This window comes from Micromonospora sp. NBC_00421, assembly GCF_036017915.1.
Taxonomy (GTDB): domain Bacteria; phylum Actinomycetota; class Actinomycetes; order Mycobacteriales; family Micromonosporaceae; genus Micromonospora.
The window spans coordinates 5397671-5410741 of record NZ_CP107929.1; the positions used below are offsets into that span (position 1 = coordinate 5397671).

The 13071-nt window shown below is 72.7% G+C and carries 13 protein-coding genes; 3 read left to right on the forward strand and 10 right to left on the reverse strand.

Going from position 1 to position 13071, the window contains the following annotated elements; genetic code table 11:
• Window positions 1-61: 61 nt before the first annotated feature.
• Complete coding sequence (locus OHQ87_RS22915) at window positions 62-2158, forward strand: S9 family peptidase (protein ID WP_328341003.1); 2097 nt, start codon at window positions 62-64, stop codon at window positions 2156-2158.
• A gap of 11 nt (window positions 2159-2169) precedes the next feature.
• Window positions 2170-2370 (forward strand): hypothetical protein, encoded by a 201-nt coding sequence (locus OHQ87_RS22920; RefSeq protein WP_328341006.1) that lies wholly within the window; start codon window positions 2170-2172, stop codon window positions 2368-2370.
• Window positions 2371-2374: 4 nt separating this feature from the next.
• Here OHQ87_RS22920 and OHQ87_RS22925 read toward each other — a convergent pair whose 3' ends face one another.
• From OHQ87_RS22925 to OHQ87_RS22940, 4 genes are read right to left on the reverse strand one after another with little or no spacing between them, the layout of a single operon-like run.
• Complete coding sequence (locus OHQ87_RS22925) at window positions 2375-3898, reverse strand: ABC transporter permease (RefSeq protein ID WP_328341008.1); 1524 nt, start codon at window positions 3896-3898, stop codon at window positions 2375-2377.
• Window positions 3895-4620, reverse strand: a complete 726-nt coding sequence (locus OHQ87_RS22930) for an ABC transporter ATP-binding protein (RefSeq protein WP_328341010.1) — start codon at window positions 4618-4620, stop codon at window positions 3895-3897. Before OHQ87_RS22930 ends, OHQ87_RS22925 begins: the two co-directional genes overlap by 4 nt.
• Window positions 4617-5153 carry a PadR family transcriptional regulator gene (locus OHQ87_RS22935; RefSeq protein WP_328341012.1) on the reverse strand — a complete coding sequence of 179 codons (537 nt, stop codon included), beginning with the start codon at window positions 5151-5153 and terminating at the stop codon, window positions 4617-4619. Before OHQ87_RS22935 ends, OHQ87_RS22930 begins: the two co-directional genes overlap by 4 nt.
• Before the next feature lie 33 nt (window positions 5154-5186).
• Window positions 5187-5759, reverse strand: a complete 573-nt coding sequence (locus OHQ87_RS22940; RefSeq protein ID WP_328341014.1) for a TIGR03086 family metal-binding protein — start codon at window positions 5757-5759, stop codon at window positions 5187-5189.
• A gap of 31 nt (window positions 5760-5790) precedes the next feature.
• Between OHQ87_RS22940 and OHQ87_RS22945 the strand changes: the two genes are divergently transcribed.
• Entirely contained in the window at window positions 5791-6639 is an 849-nt protein-coding gene (locus OHQ87_RS22945) for an AraC family transcriptional regulator (protein ID WP_328341016.1), read from the forward strand.
• Window positions 6640-7358: 719 nt separating this feature from the next.
• Here OHQ87_RS22945 and OHQ87_RS22950 read toward each other — a convergent pair.
• From OHQ87_RS22950 to OHQ87_RS22975, 6 genes are read right to left on the reverse strand one after another with little or no spacing between them, the layout of a single operon-like run.
• Window positions 7359-8897 (reverse strand): SpoIIE family protein phosphatase, encoded by a 1539-nt coding sequence (locus tag OHQ87_RS22950; protein ID WP_328341018.1) that lies wholly within the window; start codon window positions 8895-8897, stop codon window positions 7359-7361.
• A gap of 1 nt (window position 8898) precedes the next feature.
• Entirely contained in the window at window positions 8899-10224 is a 1326-nt protein-coding gene (locus OHQ87_RS22955; RefSeq protein ID WP_328348959.1) for an ATP-binding protein, read from the reverse strand.
• A 23-nt stretch (window positions 10225-10247) separates the two neighbouring features.
• On the reverse strand, window positions 10248-11264 hold the full coding sequence (locus OHQ87_RS22960; protein WP_328348960.1) for a SpoIIE family protein phosphatase: 1017 nt from the start codon (window positions 11262-11264) through the stop codon (window positions 10248-10250).
• Complete coding sequence (locus OHQ87_RS22965) at window positions 11261-11677, reverse strand: ATP-binding protein (protein WP_328341020.1); 417 nt, start codon at window positions 11675-11677, stop codon at window positions 11261-11263. The genes OHQ87_RS22960 and OHQ87_RS22965 overlap by 4 nt, the downstream gene beginning before the upstream one ends.
• The gene (locus tag OHQ87_RS22970) at window positions 11674-12090 is read right to left on the reverse strand and encodes an STAS domain-containing protein (protein ID WP_328341022.1); all 417 of its coding nucleotides are present in this window, start codon (window positions 12088-12090) and stop codon (window positions 11674-11676) included. Before OHQ87_RS22970 ends, OHQ87_RS22965 begins: the two co-directional genes overlap by 4 nt.
• A complete protein-coding gene (locus OHQ87_RS22975; protein WP_328341024.1) occupies window positions 12090-12950 on the reverse strand; it encodes an STAS domain-containing protein in 861 nt (286 codons plus the stop codon). Before OHQ87_RS22975 ends, OHQ87_RS22970 begins: the two co-directional genes overlap by 1 nt.
• Window positions 12951-13071 lie beyond the last annotated feature (121 nt).

Genomic DNA, 13071 nt, shown 5'->3' on the forward strand with positions numbered 1-13071 from the left:
TAAAGAGGTGGGTGGTGGTTCGGCCGCGCCGCGGAGCGCGACGGGCCGGTAACGTGGCGGCGTGACCACCGAGACCACCCCGCCCGTCGCCCGACAGGTCCCCGCGGAGCGCACCCACCACGGCGACACAGTCGTCGACGAGTACGCCTGGCTGGCCGCCAAGGACGACCCGGCGACCATCGCCCACCTCACCGCCGAGAACGCCTACACCGAGGCGCGCACCGCCCACCTGGAGGCACTGCGCGGCACGCTGTTCGCCGAGACCCGGCAACGCACCCAGGAGACCGACCTGTCGGTGCCCACCCGCAAGGGCGGCCACTGGTACTACACCCGCACGGTCGAGGGCCAGCAGTACGGCGTGCACTGCCGCCGCCCGGTCCGCGACGGCGAGACCGCGCCCCCGGTCAGCGTGGACGGCGCCCCGCTCGACGGCGAGGAGGTGCTGCTCGACGGCAACCAGCTCGCCGAGGGGCACGACTTCTTCTCCCTCGGCGCGTTCGACGTCAGCCCCGACGGGCGCTGGCTGGCCTACTCGACGGACTTCTCCGGCGACGAACGCTTCACCCTGCGGATCAAGGACCTGAGCACCGGCGAGCTGCTCGACGACGAGGTGCCCGACACCTTCTACGGCACCGCCTGGTCGGCCGACGCCAGCGTGCTGTTCTACGTCACCGTCGACGAGGCGTGGCGGCCGAACCGGGTGTGGCGGCACACCGTCGGCACCCCGTCGGGCGAGGACGTGGTGGTGCACCTGGAGGACGACGAGCGGTTCTGGGTGGGCGTCGAGCTGACCCGCTCCGAGCGGTTCGTGCTGATCGACAGCACCAGCAAGGTCACCAGCGAGGTACGGGTGATCCCCGCCGACAACCCGACAGGCGAGCCGGCGGTGATCGCCCCCCGTCGGCAGGGCGTGGAATACAGCGTCGAGCACCACGGCCACCGGTTCCTGATCCTGCACAACGACGGCGCGGAGGACTTCGCACTGGCGTACACCTCGGCGGACGCCCCCGGCGACTGGGTGCCGCTTATCGAGCACACCCCCGGCACCCGGCTGGAGTCGGTCGACGCGTTCGCCGACCATCTGGTCGTCTCGCTGCGCACCAACGGCCTGACCGGCCTGCGGGTGCTCCCGGTCGGCGGCGGCGACGGCCACGACATCGAGTTCCCCGAGCCGATCCACAGCGTCGGGCTGGACGCCAACCCGGAGTACCGCACCCGGCAGCTCCGGTTCCGCTACACCTCGCTGGTCACCCCCGACTCCGTCTACGACTACGACCTGGTCACCCGGGAGCTGACGCTGCGCCGCCGCAAGCCGGTGCTCCCCGGGCCGGACGGCCGCGCGTACGACCCGGACGACTACGAGCAGCACCGCGAGTGGGCCCTCGCCGACGACGGCACCCGGGTGCCGATCTCGCTGGTCTGCCACCGGGACACCCCGCGCGACGGCTCCGCCCCCGCCGTCATCTACGGTTACGGCTCGTACGAGGCCAGCATGGACCCGTGGTTCTCCATCGCCCGGCTCAGCCTGCTCGACCGGGGCGTCGTCTTCGCCGTCGCACACATCCGGGGCGGTGGCGAGCTGGGCCGCCGCTGGTACGACGAGGGCAAGCTGCTGGCCAAGAAGAACACCTTCACCGACTTCGTGGCCTGTGCACGGCACCTGGTCAAGGCCGGCTGGACGGCGAGCGACAGGCTGGTCGCCCGGGGTGCCTCGGCCGGTGGCCTGCTGATGGGCGCGGTGGCCAACCTCGCCCCGGACGCGTTCACCGGGATCGTCGCGCAGGTGCCCTTCGTGGACGCGCTCACCTCGATCCTCGACCCGTCGCTGCCGTTGACGGTCACCGAGTGGGAGGAGTGGGGCAACCCGCTCGCCGACCCCGAGGTGTACGCGTACATGAAGTCGTACACCCCGTACGAGAACGTCACCGCCGCCGACTATCCGGCGATCCTGGCGGTGACCAGCCTCAACGACACCCGGGTGCTCTACCACGAGCCGGCCAAGTGGATCGCCCGGCTGCGCGCGGTGGCCCCACAGGGCGACTACCTGCTCAAGACCGAGATGGGTGCCGGCCACGGCGGCCCGAGCGGCCGGTACGACGCCTGGCGCGAGGAGGCGTTCGTCAACGCCTGGATCCTCGACCGGCTGGGCCGGGCCTGAGCCTCGGCACGATGACCAGCACCGACGACGGCCGGGCGGACGAGGAGCCGCCCGGCCCCGACGTACCACCGGAGCCGGTGCGCTCGGCGGCGCGGCGCGGGCCGACCTGGCTGATCCTCGGCGTGGTCGCCGCCGCCCTGCTGGTCTGCTGCTGCTCCGCCCTGGTCGGTCTGCTGCTGTCCTGGTCGACGGGCCTGTTCCACCCCCGCTGACCGGTCAGCCGACGCGCAGTTCGTCCAGTTCGGTGCTGGCCCGCAGAAAGAGCAGAGCGACAGCCACGGTGACCAGCACCGCCGCGAGGGCGCTGGCACCGACCCAGGCCAGCTGCGCCACCGGTACATCCGGCGCGACGCTCACCTCCGGCACCCACGTCAGCCGCAGGTGCTGCGCCCTGGTGGCCGGATCGGCGCAGAGCGCGGGGGTGCCGTCGCAGACCATGGTGGAGTGACCGCCACCGGTTGCCGCACGGCCGCCGCCGAAGAGCTGACTGAGCAGGAAACCGACAACCAGGGCAAGGCCGATCGCCGGGATCGCCGGAGCGAACGCCTGCCAGACGACGGCTCGGCCGATGGTGGCCCGGGGCACCCCGCCGGCGACCAGCGCGGCGTATGTCCGCCGCCGGGCGACGATCCCGTCGACCAGGGCGACGACGAGGCCACCGGCGGCAATCGCCACCGCCACCCCGACCGCGAGGTCCACCAGGTCCATGCTGCGCAGGTAGAAGGCGCCGTTGGAGTTCGGCCGCTCACTGGTGAGCCGACCCACCTCGATGGCGGCCTGGAAGGATGCCCGCAGCCCGGCCGCGCCGGCACCCACAAGCACTGCGGTCAACAACGCGGCGAAGGTGCGGCTGCCGGCCCACGGATCGGTGATCAAACGGCGGGACGCCAGCAGCGTGGCAGGCCGGTGGGCGTACCGGTGCAGTAGTCGACCCGCCGCGTACGAGAACCAGCCGGTGCTCGCCACCACGCCCACCACCATGGCGACGGCACCGCCCCCCAGCAGCAACAGTGGCAGCAGGAACGGTGGTTGCCGGTGCCGGTCGGCGTACCAGTCGAGCACCGGAGCGAAGGAGGCAAAGGCGACGATGCCGATGACGACCAGCACCGCTACCCACGGGCCAGGGGCCTCCTCGCGGGTCCGACGGATCGTGCCGAACGGGGTGGTGGTGACCCCGCGCAGCAGGACGACACCGACCAGCGCGGCCAGCACCGGCAGCCCGAGCACGACCGCACCGATCACCGGCGGCGACGGGAGCACGTCGGTGGGCAGGGGCAGCCGCCCGTGTGCGTCGGGTCGGTGCAGCAGCACCCGGCCGGCCAGGTAGGTCACCAGCCCGACGAGGGTGCCGAGCAGGCTGGCCAGCCCGGCCTCAAGGGCGACCAGACCGGTCACCTGCCCGGGGGTGGCCCCGGCCAGCCGGAAGCCGGCGAGTCGCCGGTCGCGGGCCGGGGCGCCGAGGCGCACGCACTGCCCGGCCAGGGCGAGCACCGGGACGGCGAGCAGCAGCAACGCGACCGCCGTCCCGCCGCGCAGGCCCGGCTCGCGGAGCAGCGCGTTGGCGTACTGCTCGGAGTTGTTGCTGCCCCGCTCTCCGGGTGGGGTCGGGATGGCCAGCACGGTGAGCGCGGCCAGCCCGGCGAGGCTGGCCAGGGCGGCACTGAGCGCGGTGAGGACGACCCGGGCGGTGTCCGTGCGGTTGCCGGCCAGGGCGAGCCGCAGCGCGACGACCGGCCTCACCGGCTGTCCGTGCCGGGGCCGGCCGACGCGACCGGGACGAGCGGTTCGTCCAGGCCGAGCCCGGTCGGGTCGACGACACCGTCGCGGAGCATCACCTCCCGGTCGGCGTACGCGGCGATCCGGGGTTCGTGGGTGACCAGGACGATGGCGGTGCCCTGCTCGCGGGCGAACCGGACGAGCTGGGTGAGGACCTCCTCGCCGCTGAGCGTGTCGAGCGCGCCGGTCGGCTCGTCGGCGAAGAGCACCCGGGGGCCGGTGACCAGGGCGCGGGCCATGGCGCAGCGCTGCTGCTGCCCGCCGGACATCGCGCCGGGGCGCACGTCGGCGAGGTGGGCGACGCCGAGCCGGTCCAGCCAGTCGCGCGCCGCCTGCCCTGCTCCTCGCCGCCCCGTGCCGGCGAGGAGCAGGGGCAGGGCGACGTTCTCCACCGCGGTCAGCTCGGCGACGAGCTGACCGAACTGGAACAACACCCCGAACTCGGTACGGCGCAGCCGGGACCGCGCCGCCTCGGGCCAGGTGTCGATCCGCTTCCCCCGCCAGTGCACCTCACCCTCGTCCGGGCGCAGGATCCCGGCGAGGCAGTGCAGCAGGGTGGACTTGCCGCAGCCGCTGGGGCCGGTCACGGCGACGATCTCCCCTTCGGCGATGTCGAGGGTGACGCCGCGCAGGGCAGGTGTCGGGCCGTACGCCCGGACCACGCCGCGTGCCTGGAGTCCGCTCACGAGTGCACCTCCCGGTGCCAGTCGGCGACGCGGGCCAGGGTGGTACGCAGCCACCTCAGGTCGGCGTCGAGGTGGGCGACGGCGTAGTCGACGGCGACGACGTCGTCGAGGGTGGCCGAGGGTGCCGTCTTGACGGCGGTGAGTTCGCGCAGCCGGTCGGTGTGCGCCCGCGCCTGGGCGACCAGGTAGGAGCGGGCCGAGTCCGGGTCGGCGACCAGCAACGCCACCGCGACCTTGGTGAAGAGTGCGCTTGTCACGTACGGCATGGGTGGCTCGACGGCGGCGAGCCAGCCGGCGAGCGCGGCCCGGCCCTGGTCGGTGAGCGCGTAGGCGGTCCGGTCAGGGCCGGCCTCGCGCTCCTGACCGGCGGCGACCACCAGGCCGTCCCGTTCCAGCCGGCCCAGGGTGGCGTAGACCTGCCCGAAGGCGAGCGGCTTGGCCCGGGGCAGCCGGGTGTCGTGGGCCCGCTTCAGCTCGTAGCCGTGCCGGTTGCCGGCGGCCAGCAACCCGAGCAGCACGTGCGAGGTGGACACCCGGACAACTATTCATCCAGTGAATAGCTGGTGTCAAGCAGCTCTCCAGGCCGGGTCGCGGCCGGTGCGACCGAGCAGCCGGTCCAGCTCGGTCGCGTCCGCGTCGACCGGCACCTCCGGGCCGAACGCGCCCATCTGCCGACCCGTCGGCCCCATCGCGTCCATGAAGCCGTGCAAGGCCCCGATGCTCTCCGGTGTCGGCTCGTACGGTTGGCCGGTCGCCCGCGCCAGGTCCCAGCCGTGCACCACCAGGTCCACCACCCCCATCAGGCCGACCGTCGACCGGGGCAGCCCCATCCCGGGCACGACACCCTCCTCGCTGGCCGGGTCGTCCCAGGCCACCACGAGCTGCGCGGTCTCGGCCGCGAACCGGTCCCGCCAGCCCGGCCCGGCCACGTGATCGGTCTTGACCGACCAGTCCGTCTCCTGCCCGGCGGCCAGCCGCTGGAAGTTGACAGTCACGTCGTACACATGGTTGAGCAGTCCCCGGACGGTGTAGTCCACGCACGGCGTGGGCAGGTCGAGTTGGTCGTCGCCGATCGCCCGGACCAACGCCACGGTCTGCGGCGCGGCGGTGGCCAGCAGCTCACTAGTCTTCGTTGCCATATGGCGAGCGTATGAAGGCGGTCTTGAACGAATGCGACAGCCACGCGGCGACGACCGGGGCATCCTCGATCCGGCCCGGCTCCGCCGGGAGCTGCGGTTCCGTCGACACCTGCCGACCCCCGCGCTGCGCCCCTGGGTGGAGCACTACTGGCTGGTCGACTGGGCGCTGACCGCGCCGTTCGTGCAGCAGGTGGTGCCGCACCCGGCGGTCAACGTCGTCTTCCGTCGGGATGCCGGGGGCCCGGAGACCGCCGAGCTGGCCGGGGTCGGCCGGACGCTGTTCACGGTCACCCTGACCGGCACCGGAACGGTGAGCGGCATCCAGTTCCGCCCCGGGGGTTTCCGCCCGTTCTGGCGTCGCCCGGTCGCCGAACTCACCGACCGGCACGTTCCCCTCGCCACCGGCCCGGCCGCCACCCCCGCCGCCGCCGCCGGGTCCACCGTCGCACCGACCCCCGCCGCCGGGCCCGCCGTCGCGCCGACCCGCTGCGAGGGTACGGACGACGAGCGCCGCCACGCGTTGGATGCCTTCCTGCTCGCCTGGGCACCGCAGCCCGACCCGGGCGCGGCCGAGGCGATCGCCCTGGCCGAGACGATCCGGACCGACCGGAGCGTGCTGCGGGTGGACGACCTCGCCCGTCGACACGACCTCCCCGTCCGCCGGTTGCAGCGGCTCTTCCTGGACCACGTCGGCGTCGGCCCCAAGTGGGTGATCCGTCGGTACCGCCTCCTGGAGGCGATCGAACAGGCCGCCACCGGGCTGCCCGACTGGGCCGCCCTCGCCGCCGACCTCGGCTACAGCGACCAGGCCCACCTGGCCCGCGACTTCGCCGCCGTCACCGGCCGCACCCCCACCGGCTACGCCCGCTCACTGCGCTGACCGGCACCCTGGCGATCTTCGCGGTGACGCCCGGCGTCTGCCGCATGCGCCCGGACGGCGTCAGCCGGACGATCGCGGAGAGTCAGCGGCATCCGCCGCCGCCGGCCCAGCCCGACGGGTCAGGCAGGTGTCCTACCCACCGTCACGAGGTGGCGAGCTGCCTCCGCGGCGCGCTTCGGGAGCATCGAACGGTCGGCGTATCACGGAGCTCTCCGCGTTCCCGGATGCAGCAGACCATCCCACCCAAAGCCACGACGGTGCGTAATGACAGCCACCCCCATACACCTACCGCCTCGCATCCTTTGCTCTGCTGCCACCCAGACGCCAGCTACCCACCGTGTCCGGCAGGGGAAGCGGCGCATTAACCGAGATTTGTGAAGTAGCAGCTCAGGAAGATGTCGCGCATAGAGCAGCAGAGCAAAGTCTGATGAGGGGGATGGTCGGGGGTGGGAAAGTAGTCACGGTGAGCAACATAGGGAGCCCGCTCCAGCTTGAACACTCTGCGTGATCGAAGTAGCGGGATCAAGGTGGTGGAGGTGACGGCCGTGGAACACGATCCCGACCGTCCGCAGCTCGGCTGACCTCTGGCGAACCGGCGGGCCACCCACCCTGCGCCACCCACCCCGCGCCACCCACCATCGAGTGGCAGGGCGTGACCTCGGCGCACGAGGACACCGTTGCGCACCGCAGGGCAGATCCCGGAGAGCAGCCGGCACCGCTCAGCGGCGGCGGACCGCCACCACCGCGACGTCGTCGTGGATCTCCGGCGGGGCCAGCTCGACCAGCAGTCGCTGGCAGAAGCCGTCCAGGTCGGCGTCGACCACTGTCGCGCAGGCCGCCAGGGCGGCCAGGCCGTCGTCGATGGTGGTGTCCCGTCGCTCGATCAGCCCGTCGGTGTAGAGCACCAACGTCGCCCCGGCCGGCAAGGTGAACTCCAAGTCCTCGGGGCGGTCCGCGCGCACCCCGAGCAGCGGGGCCGACTGCTGGACGAACTCCACCCGGCCGTCCACCGTCACCAGCGCCGGCAGGTGCCCGGCGCTGGCCAGCCGGATCCGGCCGGTCGGCGGGTGCAGCAGCAGGATGCACAGGGTCGCCAGCTCGTTGCGGAGCAGCGTACGCATCAGCACGTTGAGCCGTTCCAGGATCACCCCCGGCTGGTGCCCCTCCACCGCGTACGCCCGCATCGCGTGCCGCAGCTCGGCCATCACCGTCGCCGCGTGCAGCGAGTGGCCGGCGACGTCGCCGATCGCCACCAACAGGTGCCCGTCGAGCATCACCAGCTCGTAGAAGTCCCCGCCCACCTCGGTCTGTGCGCTGGCCGGCTCGTAGCGCACCGCCAGGTCGAGGCCGACCACCTCGGGCAGCCGTCGGGGCAGCAGACTCCGCTGGAGGGTGACCGCGATCCGGTGCTCCTCGTCGTAGGAGCGCTGCGCCTCCACCGCCGAGGCGACCGCCTGGGCGAGCTGCACCAGCACCGGCGTCCGGGCGGTCTGGGTGGCGGTGGGCACCACCACGTAGAGCGGGGCGCGGTCCTCCCGCAACTTGGCGGCGGCCACCGTCACCGTGTCGTCCGCCGGCCACCGCACCAGCCCCCAGTCCTCGGGGGCGTCCACCCGCACGGTCGCGCCGGTCGGCACGCCGGTGTCGTCGACCACCCACGGTACGACCTCCGGCTCCTCCCCCGGACCGGCGGAGATCCCGGCCAGGCAGTCCCCGTCGAAGGTCTCCGCGACCACCGCCGCCGGGCTGCGGAAGATCTGCGCCGCACCGGCCGCCGCCTCCTGCAGCAGGCGGGTGAACGTCGACGCGGCGTGCACCGCCACGGTGGTGTCGGCCAACCCGGTGAGCCGCTCGGCGAGCAGCTCGGCCCGCTGCCGCGCCTGGTAGTAACGCAGCACCGCGTGCGCGGTGGCGACCAGTTCCTCCGGCTCGATCGGCTCGGCCAGGTACGCGTCCGCGCCCCGGGTCAGCCCCTGGGTACGGTCCACCACGTCGACCGCATGCGCGGACACGTGGATCACCGGGATCGCCGGGTGATCCGCCTTGATCCGCTCACAGACCTCGAAGCCGCTCAGATCCGGCAGTCGGACGTCGAGGACCACCAGGTCGATCGGGTCCACCCCGACCCGGGCCAGCGCCTCGGTGCCGTTCTCCGCCTCCCGGACGGTGAAGCCCGCCCGGGTCAGCCAGCTGACCAGCAGGTAGCGCTTGGTGGGGCTGTCGTCGACCACCAGGATCGTCGCCGGGGCGCCGACCATGTCACACCTCCGCCACGGGCAGGTCCACCGTGAAGGTGCTGCCCTGCCCCGGCTCGCTCACCAGCGTCAGGGTGCCGCCGAGCAGGGTCACCAACCGCCGCGCGTACGGCAGGCCGAGGCCGGTGCCGCTACGCCGGCTGGTCCCCGGCACCTGGTAGAACTCCTCGAAGACCCGCTCGTGCAGCTCGGCGGGGATGCCCGGCCCGGTGTCCGAGACGTAGATCCGCACCCGGTCGGCGGCCCGCTCGGCACGCATCCGCACCTCGCCCCGGTCGGTGAACTTCACCGCGTTGTGCAGCAGATTACGCAGCACCTGGGCCAGCAGCACCTCGTCCGAACGGAGCACCGTGCCCGGGGGCGGCTCCGCCACCAGCAGTTCCACCTCGGAGCGCAGGGTGAGCGCCCGCAGCGTCCCCCGTAGCTGCCCGAAGACCGCCCGCAGGTCGACCTCCGCCCAGTCCGGCTCGATCCGGCCCGACTCCGCCTTGGCCAGGTCGAGCAGGTCGTTGACCAGGGAGAGCAGGTCGGCGGCCGAGGACCGGACCAGTTCGACCTGCTGGGCCTGCTCGACGGTGAGCGGGTCCGACGCGGAGTCGGTCAACAGCCGCCCCAAACCGATGATCGCGGTCACCGGAGCCCGCAGCTCGTGGCTGACGTTGGCCAGGAACCGGCTCTTCGACTCGCTCGCCGCACGCAACTGGGCCGACTTCTCGTCCAGCTCGGCGTAGAGCGCCACCACCCCCCGGTTGGTCTCCTCCAGCTCCTCGGAGAGCTGGCCGTAGAGCGCCATCACGCCCCGGTTGGTCTCCTCCAGCTCGGCGTTCAGCACGGCCAGCTCGTCCCGCTGGCTGCGTACCTCGTCGAGGGCGGCGATGAGCTGCCCGTTCTGGGCGGCCAACTCGTCCAGGGCGCTGGCCGGCGCGCTGGTCCCGAGCTCGGCGCGCAGCTCGGCCAGGCGCGTCGGGTTCAGCGCCGCAGCGGCGGCCGGTACACGTCGGGACATCCTCACGACGGTATCCCCCGTCACGTCCGCCAGCCCCAGGGTGTCCACCAGTCGCGCCACCGCGCCGGACTGCGGCTCGTACCGGTTGCCCGGGAGTGGACGCAGCGGGGCGAGGTCGACGCTGAGGAACCGCCGGCCGTCCAACTCCGTCACGGCGGCGAAGCTGACGTCAGCGCCGTCCACCGTCCGCAGCAGGTCCCGGGCCACCTCGCTGAGCGCGGTGGCGAACCGGACCTGGTCCTGGTGCTCCAGCCCGATCGCCGCGGCCACCTCCCGGCCCCGCTGGCGTACCCCGAAGATGTCCTGTTCCACCCGCAACGCCATCCGCAGGAGTGGCTCGCGGGCGGTCACGACGGAGTTCTCGCGACCAGCACGCAGGCGTCGTCCCGGCGGATCCCGGCGTCCCGCAGCAGGGTCGCCGCGACGACGACCGGCGCCCGCCCGGTCAGCCCGGGATAGTCGTCGGACCGCCACCGGTCCACCACCCCGTCGCTCTGCATCACCAGGGTCGCGCCGGCCGGGAACGGGTAGTCGTACTCGCGCACCGTCGGGCGTTGGTGGCCGGCGATGCCGGGCAGCGACACCAGCCCCCGCCGGGTGCCGTCCGGGGCCAGCACCGTCCCGGCGATGTTGCCCAGCCCGGCGTAGCGCAGCAGACCCGCCGCCGGGTCCAGCTCCGCCACCGCCAACGCGGCTCCCCGGGTGTGCGACATCGCGCGGTGCAGATGCGCCACCACGGTGGCGGGCGGACCGGCCGGCGCGGTGCGGAACGCGGAGACGGCCGCCTCGGCGGCCACGTTGGCCAACGGCCCGTGGCCCAGACCGTCGCAGACCAGCACCTGGTGCCGCCCCTGTTCGGTACGCATCGCGTGGGTGTCGCCGCTGACCTGCTCACCGGTGATCGGCCGGGTCAGCCCCGCCGCCCAGGCCGGCGTGACCCGTACCTCCTTCGCCCACACCTGCACCGCGAAGACGGTGCCCCGACCCGGCCGGGACCAGGCGTCGTACCAGCTGGCCTGGCGGGCGATGGCACCGAGCCCGATGCCCAGGGTGCCGGTGGTGGAGTGACCGTCCCTGGAGGAGACGGTCAGATCGGCCATCCCGGGGCCGGAGTCGATCGCGATCAGCTCCACCCCGGCGGTGTCGCCGGTGCGCACCGGCCGCAGCAGCAGGACACCCTCCTGGGCGTGCTTGACCAGGTTACTGGTCAGCTCGGCGGCGACGATGGCCAGTTCGGCGACCCGGTTCTCACCGAGGCCGAGCTGTCCGCCGAGGCGTTCCGCCGCCCGGCGGACGGTGCTGGCGGCGCCACCGCTCTCCACGCCGTACCAGTGACCCGCGTCCGGCACCACGTCGTGGATCATCGGGACCACTTGGTGATGGTGATCCGGGTGCCCTCGCCGGGTGCGGTCTGGATGTCGAAGTCGTCGACCAGTCGACGGGAACCGCTGAGGCCGAGGCCCAGGCCACCACCGGTGGTGTAGCCGTCGGTGAGGGCGAGGCCCAGGTCGGCGATGCCCGGACCGGAGTCGGCGAAGACGATCCGCACCCCGCGTCGCCGGCCGTCCTCGACGACGGTCACCTCGGCGCTGCCACCACCGCCGTAGATGAGGGTGTTCCGGGCCAGCTCGCTCGCGGCGGTGACCAGCTTCGTCTGGTCGACGAGGGACAGCTTCACCGCCACCGCCACGGTACGCACCAACTGACGGACCCGGACGACGTCCTCGTCACTGCCGATCGCCTGGGTCTGTGGGCCCAGGTCGACTCCCGCGGTCATGGCGATGTCGCCGCCGTCCCGGACTCCACGTCCTCGGGGTCGTCGTCGTACCCGAGGTCGTCGCGGGTCGCCGCGATCAGCTCCATGCCCCGTTCCACGTTCAGCGCGGTCCGGATGCCGTTGAGCGACAGGCCCAGCTCGACCAGGGTGATGGCGACCGCGGGACGCATCCCGACGACCACCGTCTCGGCGTCGAGCACCTTGGAGATCGAGGCGATGGTGGAGAGCATCCGGCCGACGAACGAGTCGACGATGTCCAGCGCGGTGATGTCGATGATGACGCCGTGGCAGCCGGTCGCCACGATCCGCTCGGCCAGGTCCTCCTGGAGGGCGACCGCCGTCTGGTCGGACATGTCGATCTGGATGGAGACCAGCAGGATGTCGCCGATCTTCAGGATCGGCACCCGTTCCATCACGCCTCCCGACGCGGGTGGCGGCGGGAGGCCTCCACCCCGGTGAGCCGCAGCACGTGCCGCAGGGCGTCGGCCAGGCTCGCCTTGGTGGCGATGTCACCGAACTCGATACCGAGCGCGACGATGGTCTGGGCGATCTGCGGGCGGATGCCGGAGATGATGCAGTCGGCGCCCATCAGCCGCGCGGCCACCACCGTCTTGAGGATGTGCTGGGCGACCTGGGTGTCGACCGCCGGCACGCCGGTGATGTCGATGATCGCGTACGGCGAGCCGGTGTCGACCAGGGTCTGGAGCAGCCGTTCCATCACCACTTGGGCGCGGGCCGAGTCGAGGGTGCCGACCAGCGGCACGGCGACCACGCCGTCCCAGATCTTCACCACCGGGGTGGAGAGTTCGAGCAGCTGCTCGGCCTGGTCGGCGATCAGGCCCTCGCGGGTCTGCACGTAGGTCTCGAAGGTGAGCAGCCCCATCCGGTCGACCAGACCGGTGAAGTCGACGACGTCGCGCAGCGACAGCTCGACGCCCTCGGTCTCGGCCAGCTCGACCAGGACGTCCTTGAGGGCGTAGATGCTGATCGCGGTCTCGGTGGCGGTGAAGCTCTGCCGGGCCCGGCTGCGGGACAGGTCGGCGAGCACCGCCCGCAGCTCACCCGCTCCGGGTGCCTGGAGGTCCGCCAGACCGGCGCCGCCAGCACTGATCATGCTAGCGTGCAGCTCCTGCACCTGGAGGCGCAGCTCGGCCTGGCTGAGCCGACCGCGCAGCGAGGCGGTGACGATCTCGGTCCACCGCTGCACGACACGCTCGCCGTGCCCGGTGAGCAGCCCGAGGAGCCGGTCACCTCCGTCTGCGGTCAACGCCATGGTTACCTCCTGTGAGCTGGGCCGGCCGGACTCTATCACCGGGGGTGGGCCCGGTAGTTGCCGCGCGGCAAAGGAATGATCGGTCCCACCGGAAGCGCTCCCGTTCTGCGTGTCCCGCCGT

Bases quoted from the DNA above. Each gene is read 5' to 3' on its own strand.
- OHQ87_RS22920 (WP_328341006.1), top strand. From the start codon at position 2,170: ATGACCAGCACCGACGACGGCCGGGCGGACGAGGAGCCGCCCGGCCCC.
- OHQ87_RS22940 (WP_328341014.1), bottom strand. From the start codon at position 5,759: ATGGCAACGAAGACTAGTGAGCTGCTGGCCACCGCCGCGCCGCAGACC.
- OHQ87_RS22945 (WP_328341016.1), top strand. From the start codon at position 5,791: ATGCGACAGCCACGCGGCGACGACCGGGGCATCCTCGATCCGGCCCGG.
- OHQ87_RS22950 (WP_328341018.1), bottom strand. From the start codon at position 8,897: ATGGTCGGCGCCCCGGCGACGATCCTGGTGGTCGACGACAGCCCCACC.
- OHQ87_RS22955 (WP_328348959.1), bottom strand. From the start codon at position 10,224: ATGGCGTTGCGGGTGGAACAGGACATCTTCGGGGTACGCCAGCGGGGC.
- OHQ87_RS22960 (WP_328348960.1), bottom strand. From the start codon at position 11,264: ATGATCCACGACGTGGTGCCGGACGCGGGTCACTGGTACGGCGTGGAG.
- OHQ87_RS22965 (WP_328341020.1), bottom strand. From the start codon at position 11,677: ATGACCGCGGGAGTCGACCTGGGCCCACAGACCCAGGCGATCGGCAGT.
- OHQ87_RS22970 (WP_328341022.1), bottom strand. From the start codon at position 12,090: ATGGAACGGGTGCCGATCCTGAAGATCGGCGACATCCTGCTGGTCTCC.
- OHQ87_RS22975 (WP_328341024.1), bottom strand. From the start codon at position 12,950: ATGGCGTTGACCGCAGACGGAGGTGACCGGCTCCTCGGGCTGCTCACC.